Below are 17,564 nucleotides of genomic sequence, written 5' to 3' on the forward strand. Positions count from 1 at the left end.
AGCGCGCCCGCCTAACAAATCCCTCAAGATGCCCCCAGTCTCTCCTGAGCGTCTCCGCCGTCTCCAGCGTCCCAACACCGCCTCAGCAGCGCCGGTGAAGGGGTATTTACGGATTAGGTCTGGGACCTGCAACCCCCATTTTGAAAAAACTTCGCTTTTCCCCGCAGAAACTTACCCATCTTAATGAAATCAATAAGTTACCTTAACAATTCGTGGAAAAACCCGCTTGCAGGCTACTGAAATTGGGGGAAGGGTTGGTCTATGGGCGGAATCGTACCCAATGCTTGGTATGCGCCCGGGGCTGGGCCAAAGAAAACGCCGCCCGAGTCTCTTCGGACGGCGCAATCATTACGTTAGTCGCGTGTTTACGACAGATCGAAGCGATCCGCGTTCATCACCTTGTTCCAGGCCGAAACAAAGTCGCAGACGAATTTGCCCCCGGCATCAGCCTGACCGTAGATCTCGGCCAGCGCCCGCAGTTGCGAGTTCGACCCAAAGACCAGATCAATACGCGTGCCGGTCCACTTGACCGCCCCGCTGGCGCGGTCGCGGCCTTCATAGACGCCGTTGCCCGCAGGCTTCCACTCGGTACCCATGTCCAGCAGGTTGGTAAAGAAATCGGTGCTGAGCGTGCCGACGTTGTCAGTGAACACACCATGTGTTGTGTCGCCGAACGTTGCGCCCATTACCCGAAGCCCGCCAACCAGCGCCGTCATTTCCGGGGCTGACAGAGCCAGTAGCTGCGCCCGGTCGATCAACAGCTCTTCGGGCGATACGCTGTAGTCGGACTTTTGGTAGTTCCGGAAGCCGTCTGCAATTGGCTCCATCACCGAGAACGACTCGACATCCGTCTGATCCTGCGTCGCATCTGTGCGGCCCGGGGCGAACGGTACCTGAACCTCATGACCCGCCGCTTTGGCGGCCTGTTCAATACCGGCTGCACCGCCCAGAACGATCACATCGGCCAAAGAGACCCGTTTGTTGCCCGACTGCGCATCGTTAAACGCTTTCTGAACGCCTTCCAACGCATCCAGCGCTTTGGACAGCTTCATCGGTTCGTTCACGTCCCAGTCTTTCTGCGGCGCAAGACGGATGCGGGCGCCATTGGCTCCGCCGCGCTTGTCCGACCCGCGGAATGTCGAGGCCGAAGCCCAGGCGGTCGACACCAGTTCAGAGACCGACAGGCCGGCTGCCAGAATCTTGCTCTTCAGGTCAGCCGCATCCGTGTCGTCGATCAGGTCGTGATCCACGGCCGGTACATTGTCCTGCCACAGCAACTCTTCGGTCGGGGCCTCATCACCGATATAGTTCGAGCGCGGGCCCATATCGCGGTGGGTCAGCTTGAACCAGGCACGGGCAAAGGCGTCCGCGAACTCTTCCGGGTTCTCGTGGAACCGCTTTGAGATCGGGCCATAGATCGGGTCCATGCGCATCGCCATGTCCGCCGTTGTCATCATTGTCTTGACCTTTTTCGACGGATCATGCGCCGCAGGGGCCATATCTTCTTCTTTCACGCCGACCGGTTCCCAGATCCAGGCGCCCGAGGGGCTTTTGGTCAGGTTCCAGTCATAGCCGAACAGCAGGTCGAAATAGCCATTGTCCCATTGGATCGGGTTCGCGGTCCACGCCCCTTCGATCCCGCTGGTGGTGGTGTCGTCACCCTTGCCCGAACCGAACTTGTTTATCCAGCCAAGGCCCATTTCCTCGATCGGCGCAGCCTCGGGTTCCGGACCAACCAGATCGGGATCACCTGCGCCGTGTGCCTTGCCAAAGGTGTGACCACCCGCGACCAATGCGACTGTCTCTTCGTCATTCATTGCCATCCGACCAAACGTGTCGCGGATGTCACGACCAGAGGCCAACGCATCAGGCTGCCCGTCGGGGCCCTCGGGGTTCACATAGATCAGGCCCATCTGCACGGCGGCCAGCGGGTTTTCCAGATCACGCTCGCCTGAATAGCGGCTGTGAGGATTGTCTGTCGGAGCGAGCCATTCCGTTTCCGTACCCCAATAGATGTCTTCTTCGGGTGCCCAGATGTCTTCGCGGCCACCGGCAAAGCCAAAGGTCTTGCCACCCATCGATTCGATGGCGCAGTTACCGGCCAAAATAATCAGATCTGCCCAGGAAATCTGATTGCCGTATTTCTGTTTGATTGGCCACAGTAGACGGCGCGCCTTGTCCAGGTTGCCGTTGTCCGGCCAGCTGTTCAGCGGCGCAAAGCGTTGGTTGCCGGTCGACGCGCCACCACGGCCATCTGCGGTCCGGTACGTTCCGGCGCTGTGCCAAGCCATCCGGATGAACAGCCCACCGTAATGACCGTAATCCGCCGGCCACCAATCCTGAGAATCCGTCATCAGCGCGTACAGGTCTTCCTTCAGCGCCTTCATGTCCAGCTTCTTGAACTCTTCCGCGTAATTATAGTCGCCCCCAAGCGGGTTCGACGCGGGCGCATGCTGGTGTAGGATCGACAGGTTCAGTTGGTTGGGCCACCAATCCCGGTTTGACCGGGTTCCGGCGCCATGCATCACCGGGCATCCGCCCGTTTTGGGGTTATCACTTCCATCCATATCGATCTCCATTCCTGGCTAATTTCCGGCAGGTTCGCACGGTTCAAACTTGGTCGATCAAGAACCCATGCAGATAACACCTTTACCCGCCCTTAACGCGCGCCCAGGGGCACGCGTTTTTCGCTCGGGGGGATCGGCGACTCTTTGGTCTTGTCACCACCAGAAGTAGCAAATCAAAATCATGCATAAAAGTTTTGTTTAATGATGAATGTGATAGGAAATGATTATGATATTTTCATAGTCCACTGCGTTACGACCCGTTCACCGGCAGCACCACAAAATAACCTTGGGTCACATCCCAATAGCGCCAATTGTTTTTTTCGACCGCTGCGCCACAGTCAGACCCACGGAAGGTTACAGGCATAGCCATGCCCGATCCGGCACTGAGGGAGTCAAGATGGAATTCGACTACGTCATCGTTGGCGGCGGGTCCGCGGGATCGGTACTGGCCAATCGCCTCAGCGCCGACCCAAACACCCGCGTTTGCCTGCTTGAGGCCGGCGGTCGTGGCGACAGTATTCTGGTCCGTATGCCCTCGGCCGTGGTCGCTGCCCTGCCCGGGCGGCCAAAGATCAACAACTGGGCGTTCGAGACCGTGCCGCAGCCGGGCCTGAACGGACGCCGGGGGTATCAGCCGCGCGGCAAGGCACTGGGTGGGTCCAGTGCCATCAATGCGATGCTTTACATACGGGGGCAGCGTCAGGACTATGACGGCTGGTCCGATCTGGGCTGCACCGGCTGGGATTGGGAGAGCGTGCTACCCTATTTCAAACGATCCGAGAATAATGAGGACGGAGCCGATGATCTGCATGGTGACAGCGGTCCGGTTCAGGTTTCACACCAAAAAGAGCCGCGCCCGATCACTCATGATTTCATCCGCGCAGCCGAACAATTGCAGCACCGCCGCACGCATGACTTTAACCGTGGCGACAATGAGGGGGTCGGCCTGTACCAAGTGACCCAATTTCACGATCCGGCCCGAAATGGAGAGCGTTGTTCAGCAGCTGCGGCCTATGTCTTTCCGGTGATAGACCGCCCGAACCTTAAAGTCATCACTCATGCAGTGGCAAAAGAGCTGACATTCGACGGCAAGCGCGCGAGCGGCGTGATCTACAAGAAAAATGGCAAAGGGTCCGACATCGCGGTTACGGCCAGACGAGAAGTGCTGATTTGTGCCGGTGCGCTCAAATCTCCGCAATTGCTGCAACTTTCAGGAATTGGGGATGGCGCGGACCTTGCCCGACACGGCATCACGGTGCGCCATAACCTGCCCGGCGTTGGCCAGAACCTGCAGGATCACCTAGATTTCATTCTGTCCTACAAAACAAAAGACACTGACAATTTCGGGATCGGGGCGACCGCATCGGTGAACCTGCTGCGGCACCTGCTGCGTTGGCGCAAGACCGGCGTTTCAATGGCGGCCACGCCGTTTGCCGAAGGGGCGGCTTTTCTGAAAACATCGCCTGATCTGGATCGGCCTGATATTCAACTGCATTTCACCATTGCCTTGGTCGACGATCACGCCCGCAAACTGCATTACGGTCACGGCTTTACTTGTCACGTCTGCAAATTGCGTCCCGAAAGCCGGGGCACGGTGGGGCTGCACAGCGCCGACCCATTCGCCGCCCCTGCCATTGATCCAGCGTTCCTGTCTGACGACCGTGATCTGGAAACGCTGATCAAGGGCGCGCGGATGACGCGTGACATCATTCAGGCCCCGGCGCTGGAGAAGTATCGGCACAAGGAAATGTTCGGAACCGAAACCGCGCAAACCGATGCCGATTGGGAAAACCACATCCGCGATCGCGCTGACACGATCTATCACCCGGTCGGGACCTGCAAAATGGGTTTGGATGACATGGCCGTGGTCGACTTGGAATTGCGCGTACGTGGTATCGATGCGCTGCGCGTGATCGACGCCTCGGTTATGCCGACACTGGTGTCCGGGAACACCAATGCGCCCACCATCATGATTGCCGAAAAGGCCGCCGATCTGATCAAGGCCGATTGCTGAGCGTCAGGCGTCTTTCATCAGGGCCTCAAGTCCCGTGCGGTAATCAGGATAAAGCAGTCGTACACCCAGTTCGTCCTTGATCCGGTCATTCCTGACCCGCTTATTCTCGTTATAGAAACTGCGGGCCATGGGGGTCAGATCAGCCTCGTCGAACGGCACCTCTGGCGGTAAGGGCAGGCCCTGCAGCTCAGCGGCATAGGCGATCACGTCCTGCGGTGGCACCGGTTCATCATCGCAGACGTTATATATGGCACCAGGGTTGGGCGCGGCCATCGAGGCGGCCAGAACCTGTGCGATATCCGCGACGTGAATGCGCGAAAACACCTGACCGGGCTTGATAATACGCCGCATCCCCGCCCGCTTGAGCTTGGAAAACGGACCGCGACCGGGACCATAGATGCCCGCCAGCCGGAAAATATGTGTGGGCAGATCAGGGATGCTCATCCACTGCTGTTCGGCCTTCACCCGCCATCTGCCACGCTCAGCCGTGGGCGCAGGCGGGGTAGTTTCATCCACCCATGCGCCTTGATGATCGCCATAGACTGCGGTCGTCGACAGGTATCCCACCCATTCAAACTGCGCAGCCCGCGCAGAAATCTCATCTTGCAGGGCAGCCAGCACCGGGTCTCCGTCCGCTTTCGGCGCCGTCGAAATCAGCAAATGCGTCACCACGTCCAGATTCGGCACCTGCCCTGGCCAGACCAGCGGGTCTGCTCCGGATGCGCGAATAGCGGGGGATTGGGCCGGGTCGCGTGTGGTGCCGCAGATGCGCCAGCCTTGTGGATTCAGTAGCAGGGACAAGGCTTGCGCCGAATATCCGTGGCCGAACGAAAAAAGAGTTCCTGTCATGGCGCCTTAGATGATCCGCAATCCCGGCGGATGCAAGCAATTGCGCCGGAATACTTGATTCGAATCCCTCAATGCGCCTTTCTTTTGGGTATGAGTGACAAAACGCCCAATCTGCACGCTGCCTATGCCCTGGACTCACCGGAAGAACACAAACGGCTCTATGCCGAGTGGGCCGGGGACTATGACGATTCCTTTGCCGCGCTGGAAGACTATCAACTGCACATCCACACGGCCCGTGCCTTTGTGAGCGCGGGTGGGCAAGGCCCGGTTCTGGATGTGGGTGCCGGCACAGGATTGTGCGGTGCGGTTCTGGCCGGTCTGGGCGTCGGGCCAATTGACGCCACGGATATCAGCGCCGAGATGCTGGATCAGGCCATGCGCAAGGATATCTACCGCGATGCGATTGAGGCAGACCTGAACCAGGGTATCCCGGTCCCGCGCGACAGCTATGCGGGTATCGTATCCTCGGGCACTTTCACCCATGGCCATCTTGGCCCCGAGGCCCTGCCCGCCCTGCTGCGCATCGCCCGCCCAGGCGCTCAGTTCGCCCTGTCGATCAACGCAAAACACTATGAGAAAATGGGCTTTGCCGAAACCTTGCATAAAATGGCGCAGGGCCAGATTCGAAACCTGACCCTGCCTGAGGTGCGAATCTATGGGGACCTCGCCGCAGGCCCCAACAAAGATGACACCGCACTGATCGCCTTGTTCGAGCGGAGCTGACCTTTCAGGTATACATCTGCTTTTTGAAAGCGCGCGTCCGCGTCGTCGCCTCGGCCGACCCGTCGTGATAGGTGCCAAACCACTTGTCGAACGGAATCTCAGAGGTGCCGTAGTTGCACTCGAAATACCGATGATGCAGCTGGTGGAAGAAGTCCCCTGCGCGGGCGGCATCGGTTTCCCGGGCACGCAGCTTTTCAAATCCGGAATGCGACAGGACCGGGCTGACCTGTTGGAAATAGGCATGGAACAGCAGGTGCAGCGGATGCGAGGGCACGATCAAGTGGATGAAGTAGGTGGTGAAGTACAGGATGTTTTCGAACCAATGGTTTGAAATGCCTGACCACGGCCCCGTATTTACGTTGCGGTGATGCACGGCATGCACGTGTTTATACAGCTTGGGGTGATGTTCCAGCCGATGCACCCAGTAAAAATGCAATCCCGACCACATCGGGATGAATGCCAGCCAAACCACGCACCAGACCGGCGCGCTGGCCCAAGTTACGGTCGGCACATAGCCGTTCGCCATCGCCCAGTAGATGATCCACTGATACACTGTCGCGACTGTCATCGCGCTGCCCAGCGTCCACCAGATATTGTCCCAAACCTGGTTGCGAAAGGTGAACGTGCCGTTGCTGCGGGTCAGGTCGCGGCGATCAAACTTCTTGTACATGCCCTGCCCTTTGCGCATGTACAGCCACCAGTGCAGACCACCCGCAATTAGAATCTGAGGCACCATGTTCAGCAGCCAAATGCGGAACATCCAGCCGGGTGCGAAGCTCTTCATCGTCTCTAACCCTGGGAAAAAGAGCGCATAGGCTGTCACCGCCAGCACCAAGCACAGCGTCAGCGACGTGATCTGCAACCAGGCACCGCTGTACCATTTCAGCACGGCAGCGGGGCGCGGGGGCCAGTTGAACAACGGGTTCAATCCCACTGGCCCCTCGGGGTGGTAATTCCAGCGGGCGGCTTCGGGGTCCTGAGTGGAATCAGTCATAGCATTACCCTTTATGAGGCGTAGTCTGAGCCATCGGCATCCAGCAGAGCCTTGATTTCACGCAGATGCGCATCGGCCTGGTCGGGATACTCGTCCAGTTCCTGTGCCGTCTTTTCGGCAATCTCATCCGACAACACGCGCAACGGCTGGCCGGTTTGCAGCGCACGGATATACGTTTCGGCCGCGCGTTCGAAATAGTACAACCGGTTGAACGCATCCGCGGGATCACTTCCGATCACCAACACGCCATGGTTGCCCATGATCATGACCTTCTTCTGCGGATCCGACAGCATTGACGCGCAGCGCTCACCTTCACTTTCAAAGGCCAGACCACCAAATTCGTTATCCACCACATAGCGATTGTAGAAGGTGGCCGTATTCTGATCGATCGGCGGCAGGCGACTGTCGGCCAGCGAGGCCAGAACGGTGGCAAAGATCGAATGCACATGCATCACACAGCGCGCATGCGGGCAGTGGCGGTGGATCGACCCATGCAATCCCCACGCGGTTGGGTCAGGCGCACCGGGCTGGGACATGACGTCCGGGTCATTGGCATCCAGCAGCAACAGATTCGAGGCCTTGATACGGGCAAAATGCATCTGATTGGCATTCATCAGAAACTGCCTGCCATCTTCATTCACTGCCAGACTGAAATGATTGGCGACGCCTTCATGCATGTTCAGACGTTCTGTCCAACGAAAGGTGGCGGCAAGATCTACGCGGTCCTCCCAGTGGTCGATATTGGGGCGCAGGTTTGTGACAGTCATTGCGGGCTCCGATAGGGTGGTTGGGGCTGCGGAAAAGCCTGCCTGCGCTTTAAAAAATTGACCAACGAAAAAAACAGTCCTAATTCATAAGTTGAGCTAATGGCAGGATTATGCGAATGCAGAAACAGCTTCCTCCGCTGGGGTGGTTACGCACGTTTGAAGCCGCTGCGCGCCACTTGTCCTTCACCGGCGCTGCCCGCGACCTGAACATGACCCAAAGCGCGGTCAGCCAGCAGATCAAATCGTTGGAGGGATATCTGGGCCAGCCCCTGTTCCTGCGCCGCCCGCGCGCGCTGGAACTGACCGAGGCCGGCATCACCTATCTGCCGGTGGTGCGTGAGGCGTTTCGAACGCTGGTCCGCGGCACGCACGCCGTCACAGGCGCGCAGCAAAACGCCGTTCAGGTGCAAAGCAACATCACATTTGCCGTCAATTGGCTGGCCCCGCGCCTGCCGCAATTCCGCGAGGCACACCCAGAAGTCCAACTGAACATTTTTACCGAATTATGGGAGCCGCAGGAGATGGCCGAAGGGGCCGCCGTGGAAATCCGATTTTCTCTGCGCCCATCCGATACGGTGCGAACGGAATTGCTGCGGACCGATCATTATTACCCAGTCTGTGCGCCGGGCTATGAAGTGACGCTGGACACGCTGCAACTACAGCCGTTGTTCGATTGTTCGAATCTGCTGTCAAACTGGGCAAATTGGGCCGAAGAACAGGCTCTAATTTGGGGAAATCCGCCCATCACTTACTCGACAACCTATTTGGTCAGCCTGTCCGTCGCGATGGCAGGCGGGGGGCTATGCCTGACCCACGACACTATTGCACGCGGCTTGATCGAACAGGGGCGGCTTGTGGCCCCCTTTGCCCATCGCGCTCCAATGCCCGAAGCCTATTACCTGTTATTGTCACCCCAAGCCGAAGAAACCCCGGGGGCGCTGGCCTTTGCAGATTGGTTGCGCCGCGAGATGGAGGCAGACGCGCAGCCTTGATAAGGGGTACTCCCGCCCATCGTCACTGCCGCTGTGCGGCACTTCCTCTTGTTGGGTCCGGCAGCGCTGACGCGCTGCGTGACGGTTTCATGACAGCTGTACGGTGGGGGTTGAACCTTTCTCTGCATTCAGGAAAGTTGAGCCATGGAATACACACCTTTCCCAAGCTGGCCCGATGTCGCCCCTAAATTGATTGCCGTTGCCGCGGGACGGGAGGCCGCGAATTTGGTCATTCGCGGCGGCACTTGGGTGAATGTACATAGCCGCGAAACCCTACCCGATCACGACATTGCCATTGCCGCCGGGCGCATCGCGTATGTTGGGTCCGACGCGTCCCATTGCATTGGCCCCGACACGCAGATCATCGAAGCACATGGTCGCTATATGCTGCCGGGACTGTGCGACGCCCATATGCATATCGAATCGGGGATGTTGACCCCGGCTGAGTTTGCCCGTGCGGTGATTCCGCATGGCACCACCTCGATGTTCACCGACCCGCATGAGATTGCGAATGTGCTGGGGCTAGACGGCGTGCGCATGATGCATGATGAGGCGCTGATGCAGCCGGTGAACATCTTCACGCAGATGCCGTCATGTGCGCCGTCGGCACCGGGGCTTGAGACCACAGGTTATGAAATTACTGCTGAGGATGTGGCAGAGGCCATGAACTGGCCGGGCATCATCGGGCTGGGCGAGATGATGAATTTCCCCGGCGTTATTCACGGCGATCCGAAGATGCTGGCTGAAATCGCGGCGACTCAGCGAGCCGGGAAAACAGTCGGTGGGCATTACGCTTCGCCTGATTTAGGGCCTGATTTTGCAGCATATGTGGCCGGCGGACCAGCGGATGATCACGAAGGCACTTGCGAGGCCGATGCCATTGCCCGCGTGCGGCAGGGCATGCGGTCGATGATGCGGCTGGGCTCGGCTTGGTTTGATGTGGAAAGCCAGATCACAGCGGTCACCAATAAAGGATTGGACCCGCGCAATTTCATCCTGTGTACCGATGATTGTCATTCCGGCACCCTGGTCAATGACGGACACATGAATCGGGTTGTGCGCCATGCAATTGCTTGTGGTTGCGATCCGCTGGTGGCCTTGCAGATGGCAACGATCAACACGGCCACCCATTTCGGGTTGGAGCGTGAGATCGGTTCGATCACTCCGGGACGGCGAGCGGATATTATTCTCAGCTCGGACCTGACCGAGCTGCCCATCGAGATGGTCATTGCCCGCGGTCAGATTGCCGCCGAAAAGGGCGCAATTTCAGTAGATTGCCCGCATCTGAACTGGCCGGGTACTGCGCGCGACACCGTACATTTGGGGCACGCACTGACCGGTGCGGATTTCGAAATCAATGCCCCCGCAGGTGCCAATCGTGTGCAGGCCAATGTGATTGGCGTTGTGGAAAATCAGGCCCCCACAAAGGCGCTGAAATGCGAGCTGCCAATCATCGGCGGGTTGGTCGAAGGCGAAGGCGAGGTCTGCCAGATCGCGCTGGTCGAGCGCCACCGCGCCACCGGGGGGGTGACAAACGCCTTTGTCTCGGGCTTTGGATATCAAGGCAAAATGGCGATGGCTTCGACTGTGGCGCATGACAGTCACCACATGATCGTTGTCGGCACCGACCGTGACCAGATGGCACTGGCAGCAAACCGTTTGGCCGAGGTGGGGGGCGGCATCACTATATTCCGCGATGGCGCGGAACTGGCACTGGTGGAACTGCCCATTGCAGGCCTGATGTCGGATAGCCCAGCGACTGAAGTGGCGGCGAAAGCAGAACAGATGGTCGCGGCGATGCAGGCCTGCGGCTGCCAGTTGAACAACGCGTATATGCAGCACTCGCTGCTGGCCTTAGTCGTGATTCCCGAATTGAGGATTTCAGACCTTGGGCTGGTGGATGTGCGGACCTTTGAAAAGATCGACCTTTTGGAACCCCTTGCATGACAATAATCAGAACACCCGACGTTCCTACACCCGAGAAGTTCACCGACCCCGCGGCGGCGGTGGCTCGTCTGGAAGAGATTTACGATCAGGCGACCCAGTTCCTCTGCGACAGCTTTGCAAAGGCAATAGAAGGGGAGGCACCGCCCGAACGATTCAGAGCCTATTACCCGGAAATTCGCATCAAAACGGCGACCTATGCTCAGGTCGACAGCCGGCTTAGCTTTGGTCACGTCTCTGAACCCGGCACCCATGCCACCACGGTGACACGGCCCGATTTGTTCCGGTCCTACCTGACGCAGCAGATCGCCCTTTTGATCCGCAACCACGGCCAACCTGTGTCCATCGGCGCGTCGGACACGCCGATCCCGGTGCATTTTGCCGTCGCTAACAATCCCGACCTGGTGGTTCCGCATCAGGGAGCAGCCGGGTTTACGCTGCGCGATGTGTTCGACGTGCCGGATCTGACAACAACCAATGATGACATCGTTAACGGGGTTCATGATCACGAAGGGGATCACGGCCCGCTGGCCTTGTTCACCGCGCAACGGGTGGATTATTCGCTGGCACGGCTGGCGCATTATACGGCGACCGATCCCAGCCATTTCCAGAACCACGTGTTGTTCACCAACTACCAGTTCTATGTGTCCGAATTCGAAAACTATGCCCGATCACAGCTGGCCGATCCGGAAAGCGGCTATACAAGCTTTGTTTCAACCGGAAATGTCGAGATCACCTCGCCAGATGGCACATTGGACCAACCCCTGAAACTGCCGCAAATGCCGACCTATCACCTCAAACGCGAGGATGGGTCCGGGATTACTCTGGTCAATATCGGGGTGGGGCCGTCGAACGCCAAAACAGCCACCGACCATATTGCCGTCCTGCGCCCGCATGCCTGGCTGATGGTGGGCCATTGCGCCGGGTTACGGAACACCCAGGCATTGGGGGATTTCGTGCTGGCCCATGCCTATCTACGCGAAGACAAGGTACTGGACGACGACCTGCCCGTCTGGGTGCCGATCCCGCCCCTGGCCGAGGTTCAGGTCGCGTTGGAACGCGCCGTGGCCGAAGTCACCGAACTGGAAGGCTATGAACTCAAGCGGATTATGCGGACAGGTACCGTCGCCTCGGTCGACAACCGCAACTGGGAACTGCGCGACCAGTCCGGCCCAGTCCAACGCCTCAGCCAATCCCGCGCGATTGCGCTGGATATGGAAAGCGCCACCATCGCCGCCAATGGCTATCGGTTCCGGGTTCCATACGGCACATTGCTGTGTGTGTCCGACAAACCGCTGCATGGTGAATTAAAGCTTCCCGGCATGGCGTCGGCGTTCTATACCACTCAGGTCAGCCGCCATCTGGCGATTGGAATCCGTGCGATGGAACACCTGCGCGGCATGCCGTTAGAGCGTCTGCACAGCCGGAAATTGCGTTCATTTGACGAAACGGCCTTTCTCTGAAGCAAAAAAGCAACGAAATCCCCCTATTTTTAGGGTTTTCGACGCTACTATTCGTTGTGTTCGCCCACAATATCCCGTTACAGTTACGCGGTGAGGCCCTATTTATCGGGCACGTTAAGGAGACCAAGAAATGGCAAAGCCTATGACAAAGACTCAGCTGGTTGCTGCTCTCGCTGAGGAAATGGGAACCGACAAGAAAGCTGCAAACGCTGCGCTTGAGGCCGTGACCGGCCTGATCACCCGCGAAGTGTCGGCTGGTGGTGCGGTAACCCTGCCCGGTGTTGGCAAAATCTACTGCCGCGAGCGCCCCGAACGCATGGTGCGCAACCCCGCCACCGGCGAGCAGTTCAAGAAAGAGGCCGACAAGGTGGTCAAGATGACCATCGCGAAGGCTCTGAAAGACAGCGTGAACGGCTGATCCCAGCCTATACGGACAAGCGATTGAGGGCCGCCGTTTGGGGGCCCTTTTTCTTTGTCTCAGTGCAAGCTTAGCAGCACTTCCAAATCGCGGCGGTTGAGGCGGGTCATCAAAGCCCTGTCATCAGCAGACAGTTTTGCCCCTTTGCGAATGTATGCCTCGAGATACGCGGCAATTTCACTGGTCGAGCGATAGTACAAATCCGGCGAAGACCGGCTGAGTTCATCCACAAGCCTAAACAGCAGTTTCTTCTGTTTTTCCGAGTCCAGATCTTTGCGTTTTTCTTCCAGCATGAAGTTTCCTATCACCCTTACAGAAGAGGTAGGGCTTCATAGCTCTTCAACAACTCTTATGCGTTGTTTCTTTCCGATATTTTGGGCGCTTTTTTTGCACCTAGCGACTAGAAGCAATTTCGATTGCGATGAGTTCTTTCGGCCCAAAGATCAAAACCCTGTTAAAAACTTAAATTGGCAACCAGCAATCCGCCTCGTCAAAATAAAACCTCGTGAAAACTGGAGGCGCAAGGAAGGGATTTGGCCTCAATAAGACTTCTATCAAAGCTGTTTCATCTGGAAGCTTTTCACTACTTACTAAAGAACTTTCGGCGTCAATAACCCAGTGGTGCAAGTTTTTTGATGTTAAAACCTCGACGAAAGCGTGCTTTTTCAAACAGCCAACTTTCGCGGTTTCATCAATCAAACGAATGTAGGAAGTTTGTCGACCGCTCAGGCTCTCAATAGCCGCCAATCGATAGGACTGATAAGCAAAAGCAAAGGCAAGCAATGAGAATAGCAGTAAAAGAATTATTCTTTTCATAATCTTAAGCTACGGATACACAATTGATTTCGCAAGCCGACGCAAAGCCATAATCTTACTCTGCAGAGCTGCGAAAACTGCCTGCTTTTCCGATGGAAACAACGGGCGCCTTGGCGCCCGTTGTTTGGTTAATCGCCAAAGTTGATCAGTGAACCGTCTCAACCTTGTGGAAATCCAGATCGCGGTCTTCGGGCATCGAATCGATGCTCAGTACCTCTTTGCGCTTGGCGATCAGGATATAGACCACGCAGGCCAGGTACAGGCCGACGACGACCGCTCCGATCCATTGGATCTGCAACCACTGGCTCTGGAACAACAGGGTCAGCACGAACAGCAGCACGACATTGCCTGCGACATAAATCGCCTTGCCGAACCGCTCGACCGTCATGTTCAGGTTGTCAGTGTAGAGCCTAATCAGCGAGTCCAGCGAGTTGATCACGAAGGTCACGCCCACAATCACCATCGCGATGTTGGTGATGCCTGCGGTGCTGATGCCGTTCAGGTGGTAGTAGTAGAGAACGGTGAACCAGATCGCCAACGGGATCGACGGGAAGATCAGCAGCGCCGCCAGCAATTGCCAGGTCTTCAACCCACCCACAAAGCGCGAGGTGAACTGGCCAATCATGATCGACCACGCAAACCACCAGAACAGGTAGAAGGCGTGATAGTCGGTCAGCGGCAGGACGAATTTGTGCAGGTTGGCGAAATAGGCCCCGATATTGCTGCTGGTTTCCGCAAAACCGGTAAAGCCCATGCCAGCTGCAACCCACATGCCGAGGATCAGCGCCAGAAACAGAAAGGTCGAGCCCACCGAAAGGATACGCACGTATTTCAGGTCGGTCGACGAATAGGCCGCCGCCAGAATGACCACAAATACGATAACATAGAAGGTGGTGACCACGGATTCGCCGTCTCCGACCTCGGGCAGGTAGCCGGGCAGGTAGATCAGGAACAGGCTGGCGGTAAAGGCGCAGGTGCCGATGATGACCACGTTGTTGATCAGCTTGACCAGCGGGATCTCAAAGAACTTGACCCGCGGTTCGATCACGCAGAAGTAGAAAGCGGTCAGGAAATAGAAGGCCCAGATCAGAAAGCCCCAGAACCCGAACTCGATCGCCAGCGGATTGGCAAAGGCATAGGCTGGATCTTCGGCATAACCGCCGAACTCGGTCAGCGGGAACATGATCAGGCCGACATCCAGACCGGATGTGAACAGGATCGCGATGAAGGTGAACAGATGGACAGGCGTCACGCCGACGCAGCGCAGATTCCACCATTTCACTACGAAGAAAGCGACCAGGCCCAAAGCCAATAGGACGCCAAAAGACAGAATGTATTCCAGAAGCACTGACAAACCTCCCATAATCAGCCAGATTTTTTGCATTTATCTTTAATTGGCCAGTCAATCAATAAAAACGTCGCAGTTTTCACGCTTGCCCCAAACGTGTGGTTTTTTGGCAAGGGGCGCTTGCGGCCTGATAGAAATTCGGAAACAGTCGCCGCGTTCTGACTGGGGGATGCTCAATGGATCTGCGCGCCATCGCCATGGGGCTGGTTTTTGCTTTTATCTGGTCCTCGGCTTTCACCTCAGCCCGGATCATCGTTGCCGATGCGTCGCCTCTGTTCTCGCTGGCACTGCGGTTCTTGATATCGGGATTGATAGGCGTGGCTATCGCACGGGCCATGGGGCAAAGCTGGCACCTGACCCGATCCCAGTGGCGCGCTACAATTCTGTTCGGAATTTGCCAGAATGCCCTTTATTTGGGTCTGAATTTCCATGCGATGCAAACAGTCGAAGCCTCGGTGGCGGCTATAATCGCGTCCACCATGCCGTTACTGGTCGCTTTGGTCGGATGGTTGTTTTTGGGTGAAAAGCTGCGCCCGGTTGCGGTGCTGGGTCTGATCGCCGGATTTGCTGGCGTCGCCCTGATCATGAGCACCCGTATCGGCGGTGGCCTCGACCTGTTTGGTGTGGCTTTGTGTTGTATCGGGGCGCTGGCGCTGACTTTTGCCACACTGACCATTCGCGGCGCCACATCGGGCGGCAATTTCATGATGGTAGTCGGATTGCAGATGCTTGTGGGCTCAGCCGTTCTGTTTGTTGCCGCCCCCATATTCGAGACGATCTTTATCCACCCAACCGTGCCCCTGGCGATGGCCTTCACCTATACCACTTTGTTCCCGGGCCTGTTGGCCACGCTAATCTGGGTTCTGCTGCTGGACCGGATCGGAGCCACCCGCGCGGCGACCTTCCATTTCCTCAACCCGGTCTTCGGCGTTACCATCGCCGCTATTCTATTGGGTGAAAAGCTAGGCCCGCTGGATGCTGTCGGGGTTGGGATCACGACACTGGGCATTTTAGCAGTGCAGCTTTCCCGCCAACCTGCTCAGGGCAATAAAGCCTCGACCTGACGCAGCAGCTTTGGTGAGTCCGGTTTCACATTTGCACCATATGTAACGACGACTTCCCCTTTGGGATCGAGCAATATTTTGTTAAAATTCCAACCAGGCTCAAACCCGGTTTGCGCCTTTACCTCCTTGTAAAATGGATGGGCATCGGCACCCCTGACCGGCGTAATATCCGTCATTGGCAATGTTAGTCCATAATTCAACTCGCAGAACTGCCGGACTTCTTCAGCAGACCCTAACTCCTGATTGAACGAGTCTGACGGCACGGCCAAAACCACAAGTCCGCGGTTAGAATAAACCTCATGCACCTTTTGCAGAGCTTCATATTGGCCGGTAAATCCGCAGTGTGACGCAGTGTTAACGACAAGAATCGGTTGTCCCCTCCAATCTGCGATCGAAATGGTGCCACCATCGATTGACGCGAATTCTCCGCCCAACGGCGCGGCCTGAACGGCGCGACCAAGCATTATCAAAGCCGTTAGTAGAAGCATTCTGATCATTACATACCCTCCCTTTGCTCTCATTACGTATGGAAACCGATTGCAGATCACCTGCACGACTGCGCGAGAACACTGAAATAGGGCTTTGAATTCTGCACCCCTGCCCCCAGATTATGCCACAAGTTTAATGACCGGAGGACCCATGACCCAATTCACTAAATCCCCCGAAGCCATCGCGGCATTGTCGCCCGAAGAGTTCCACGTCACGCAGCGCAGCGGAACTGAGCGCCCGGGAACCGGCAAATACCTGAGCAACAAGGAACCGGGTATTTACGTGGACATCGTCTCGGGTGAGCCGTTGTTCGCCTCGACCCACAAATACGAATCCGGTTGCGGCTGGCCCAGTTTCACAAAGCCCATCATCCATGAGCATGTGGAGGAGTTTCACGACGCCACCCATGGCATGATCCGCACCGAAGTCCGCTCGAAACATGGCGACAGCCATCTGGGGCATGTGTTCCCGGACGGCCCGCGTGAACATGGCGGGTTGCGCTACTGCATCAACTCTGCCGCCTTGAGATTCATTCATCGCGATGAGATGGAGGCCGAAGGTTATGGCGAGTACCTGATCCATGTGGAGGACATCAAATGACCGAACAACGCGCCGTTCTTGCCGGGGGCTGTTTCTGGGGCATGCAAGACCTGATCCGCAAATTGCCGGGCGTGTCGCGCACGCGCGTTGGCTATACTGGCGGTGACGTGCCCAATGCCACCTATCGCAATCACGGCACCCATGCCGAAGGGATTGAGATCTTTTTCGATCCAGCCAAGATAACCTATCGCGAATTGCTGGAGTTTTTCTTTCAGATCCACGACCCGACCACGCCGAACCGTCAGGGCAATGATCGCGGGATGAGCTATCGCTCGGCCATCTATTTTGTCGATGACGAGCAAAAACAAGTGGCGCTGGATACGATCGCCGATGTGAATGCCAGCGGTCTGTGGCCCGGCAAAGTGGTGACCGAGGTCGAGCCCGTCAGTGATTTCTGGGACGCCGAGCCCGAACATCAGGATTACCTGGAACGTATCCCAAACGGTTACACTTGCCACTTCCCGCGCGCGGGGTGGGTTCTGCCCAAACGCGACGCGGCTGAATAATACGGGTAGC

At 57.2% G+C, this 17,564-nt stretch carries 17 protein-coding genes; 9 read left to right on the forward strand and 8 right to left on the reverse strand.

Annotated features, from left to right (window positions below):
• Window positions 1-365: 365 nt before the first annotated feature.
• Complete coding sequence (gene katG, locus ACR0DL_RS07995) at window positions 366-2,567, reverse strand: catalase/peroxidase HPI (RefSeq protein WP_480688502.1); 2,202 nt, start codon at window positions 2,565-2,567, stop codon at window positions 366-368.
• Between the two features lie 397 nt (window positions 2,568-2,964).
• Between katG and ACR0DL_RS08000 the strand changes: the two genes are divergently transcribed.
• On the forward strand, window positions 2,965-4,581 hold the full coding sequence (locus ACR0DL_RS08000) for a GMC family oxidoreductase (RefSeq protein ID WP_480688504.1): 1,617 nt from the start codon (window positions 2,965-2,967) through the stop codon (window positions 4,579-4,581).
• 3 nt (window positions 4,582-4,584) lie between these two features.
• On the opposite strand, the gene ACR0DL_RS08005 is transcribed toward ACR0DL_RS08000, so the two are convergent.
• Entirely contained in the window at window positions 4,585-5,430 is an 846-nt protein-coding gene (locus ACR0DL_RS08005; RefSeq protein ID WP_480688506.1) for an SDR family oxidoreductase, read from the reverse strand.
• Between the two features lie 90 nt (window positions 5,431-5,520).
• Between ACR0DL_RS08005 and ACR0DL_RS08010 the strand changes: the two genes are divergently transcribed.
• Entirely contained in the window at window positions 5,521-6,153 is a 633-nt protein-coding gene (locus ACR0DL_RS08010; RefSeq protein WP_170349455.1) for a class I SAM-dependent DNA methyltransferase, read from the forward strand.
• Window positions 6,154-6,157: 4 nt separating this feature from the next.
• On the opposite strand, the gene ACR0DL_RS08015 is transcribed toward ACR0DL_RS08010, so the two are convergent.
• Both ACR0DL_RS08015 and ACR0DL_RS08020 read right to left on the reverse strand, forming a co-directional pair.
• Window positions 6,158-7,147 (reverse strand): sterol desaturase family protein, encoded by a 990-nt coding sequence (locus ACR0DL_RS08015; protein ID WP_425081168.1) that lies wholly within the window; start codon window positions 7,145-7,147, stop codon window positions 6,158-6,160.
• Between the two features lie 11 nt (window positions 7,148-7,158).
• Complete coding sequence (locus ACR0DL_RS08020; RefSeq protein ID WP_480688508.1) at window positions 7,159-7,914, reverse strand: class II aldolase and adducin N-terminal domain-containing protein; 756 nt, start codon at window positions 7,912-7,914, stop codon at window positions 7,159-7,161.
• A gap of 116 nt (window positions 7,915-8,030) precedes the next feature.
• On the opposite strand from ACR0DL_RS08020, the gene ACR0DL_RS08025 reads away from it, so the two are divergent.
• The 4 genes from ACR0DL_RS08025 (at window position 8,031) to ACR0DL_RS08040 (ending at window position 12,731) form a co-directional block, all read left to right on the forward strand.
• A complete protein-coding gene (locus ACR0DL_RS08025) occupies window positions 8,031-8,906 on the forward strand; it encodes a LysR family transcriptional regulator (RefSeq protein WP_480688510.1) in 876 nt (291 codons plus the stop codon).
• Window positions 8,907-9,050: 144 nt separating this feature from the next.
• Window positions 9,051-10,853, forward strand: a complete 1,803-nt coding sequence (gene ade, locus ACR0DL_RS08030; RefSeq protein ID WP_480688512.1) for an adenine deaminase — start codon at window positions 9,051-9,053, stop codon at window positions 10,851-10,853.
• Window positions 10,850-12,313, forward strand: coding sequence for an AMP nucleosidase (locus ACR0DL_RS08035; protein ID WP_170349465.1), 1,464 nt, complete (start codon window positions 10,850-10,852; stop codon window positions 12,311-12,313). The genes ade and ACR0DL_RS08035 overlap by 4 nt, the downstream gene beginning before the upstream one ends.
• A gap of 130 nt (window positions 12,314-12,443) precedes the next feature.
• Complete coding sequence (locus tag ACR0DL_RS08040; protein ID WP_170349467.1) at window positions 12,444-12,731, forward strand: HU family DNA-binding protein; 288 nt, start codon at window positions 12,444-12,446, stop codon at window positions 12,729-12,731.
• A gap of 59 nt (window positions 12,732-12,790) precedes the next feature.
• Here ACR0DL_RS08040 and ACR0DL_RS08045 read toward each other — a convergent pair whose 3' ends face one another.
• From ACR0DL_RS08045 to ACR0DL_RS08055, 3 genes are all read right to left on the reverse strand, one after another.
• A complete protein-coding gene (locus tag ACR0DL_RS08045; protein WP_170349469.1) occupies window positions 12,791-13,024 on the reverse strand; it encodes a hypothetical protein in 234 nt (77 codons plus the stop codon).
• A gap of 169 nt (window positions 13,025-13,193) precedes the next feature.
• Window positions 13,194-13,547, reverse strand: a complete 354-nt coding sequence (locus tag ACR0DL_RS08050) for a hypothetical protein (RefSeq protein WP_480688514.1) — start codon at window positions 13,545-13,547, stop codon at window positions 13,194-13,196.
• A gap of 145 nt (window positions 13,548-13,692) precedes the next feature.
• Window positions 13,693-14,889, reverse strand: coding sequence for a BCCT family transporter (locus tag ACR0DL_RS08055; protein WP_170349838.1), 1,197 nt, complete (start codon window positions 14,887-14,889; stop codon window positions 13,693-13,695).
• A gap of 182 nt (window positions 14,890-15,071) precedes the next feature.
• On the opposite strand from ACR0DL_RS08055, the gene ACR0DL_RS08060 reads away from it, so the two are divergent.
• Window positions 15,072-15,959, forward strand: a complete 888-nt coding sequence (locus tag ACR0DL_RS08060; protein ID WP_480688516.1) for a DMT family transporter — start codon at window positions 15,072-15,074, stop codon at window positions 15,957-15,959.
• Here the strand turns inward: ACR0DL_RS08060 and ACR0DL_RS08065 are convergent.
• Window positions 15,935-16,456: a glutathione peroxidase gene (locus ACR0DL_RS08065; RefSeq protein WP_480688518.1), complete on the reverse strand. Its 522-nt coding sequence runs from the start codon at window positions 16,454-16,456 to the stop codon at window positions 15,935-15,937. The genes ACR0DL_RS08060 and ACR0DL_RS08065 overlap by 25 nt on opposite strands.
• 142 nt (window positions 16,457-16,598) lie before the next feature.
• Here ACR0DL_RS08065 and msrB point away from each other — a divergent pair, with 142 nt between their 5' ends.
• Window positions 16,599-17,048 (forward strand): peptide-methionine (R)-S-oxide reductase MsrB, encoded by a 450-nt coding sequence (gene msrB, locus ACR0DL_RS08070; protein WP_170349474.1) that lies wholly within the window; start codon window positions 16,599-16,601, stop codon window positions 17,046-17,048.
• Complete coding sequence (gene msrA / locus ACR0DL_RS08075; RefSeq protein ID WP_170349476.1) at window positions 17,045-17,554, forward strand: peptide-methionine (S)-S-oxide reductase MsrA; 510 nt, start codon at window positions 17,045-17,047, stop codon at window positions 17,552-17,554. Before msrB ends, msrA begins: the two co-directional genes overlap by 4 nt.
• The last annotated feature ends 10 nt before the right edge of the window (window positions 17,555-17,564 follow it).

The organism is Ruegeria sp. BB5 (assembly GCF_056539405.1).

Excerpts from the sequence above, each read along its gene's own strand:
- katG (WP_480688502.1), bottom strand. The coding sequence starts at position 2,567 with ATGGATGGAAGTGATAACCCCAAAACGGGCGGATGCCCGGTGATGCAT.
- ACR0DL_RS08000 (WP_480688504.1), top strand. The coding sequence starts at position 2,965 with ATGGAATTCGACTACGTCATCGTTGGCGGCGGGTCCGCGGGATCGGTA.
- ACR0DL_RS08005 (WP_480688506.1), bottom strand. The coding sequence starts at position 5,430 with ATGACAGGAACTCTTTTTTCGTTCGGCCACGGATATTCGGCGCAAGCC.
- ACR0DL_RS08010 (WP_170349455.1), top strand. The coding sequence starts at position 5,521 with ATGAGTGACAAAACGCCCAATCTGCACGCTGCCTATGCCCTGGACTCA.
- ACR0DL_RS08015 (WP_425081168.1), bottom strand. The coding sequence starts at position 7,147 with ATGACTGATTCCACTCAGGACCCCGAAGCCGCCCGCTGGAATTACCAC.
- ACR0DL_RS08020 (WP_480688508.1), bottom strand. The coding sequence starts at position 7,914 with ATGACTGTCACAAACCTGCGCCCCAATATCGACCACTGGGAGGACCGC.
- ACR0DL_RS08025 (WP_480688510.1), top strand. The coding sequence starts at position 8,031 with ATGCAGAAACAGCTTCCTCCGCTGGGGTGGTTACGCACGTTTGAAGCC.
- ade (WP_480688512.1), top strand. The coding sequence starts at position 9,051 with ATGGAATACACACCTTTCCCAAGCTGGCCCGATGTCGCCCCTAAATTG.
- ACR0DL_RS08035 (WP_170349465.1), top strand. The coding sequence starts at position 10,850 with ATGACAATAATCAGAACACCCGACGTTCCTACACCCGAGAAGTTCACC.
- ACR0DL_RS08040 (WP_170349467.1), top strand. The coding sequence starts at position 12,444 with ATGGCAAAGCCTATGACAAAGACTCAGCTGGTTGCTGCTCTCGCTGAG.
- ACR0DL_RS08045 (WP_170349469.1), bottom strand. The coding sequence starts at position 13,024 with ATGCTGGAAGAAAAACGCAAAGATCTGGACTCGGAAAAACAGAAGAAA.
- ACR0DL_RS08050 (WP_480688514.1), bottom strand. The coding sequence starts at position 13,547 with ATGAAAAGAATAATTCTTTTACTGCTATTCTCATTGCTTGCCTTTGCT.
- ACR0DL_RS08060 (WP_480688516.1), top strand. The coding sequence starts at position 15,072 with ATGGATCTGCGCGCCATCGCCATGGGGCTGGTTTTTGCTTTTATCTGG.
- ACR0DL_RS08065 (WP_480688518.1), bottom strand. The coding sequence starts at position 16,456 with ATGATCAGAATGCTTCTACTAACGGCTTTGATAATGCTTGGTCGCGCC.
- msrB (WP_170349474.1), top strand. The coding sequence starts at position 16,599 with ATGACCCAATTCACTAAATCCCCCGAAGCCATCGCGGCATTGTCGCCC.
- msrA (WP_170349476.1), top strand. The coding sequence starts at position 17,045 with ATGACCGAACAACGCGCCGTTCTTGCCGGGGGCTGTTTCTGGGGCATG.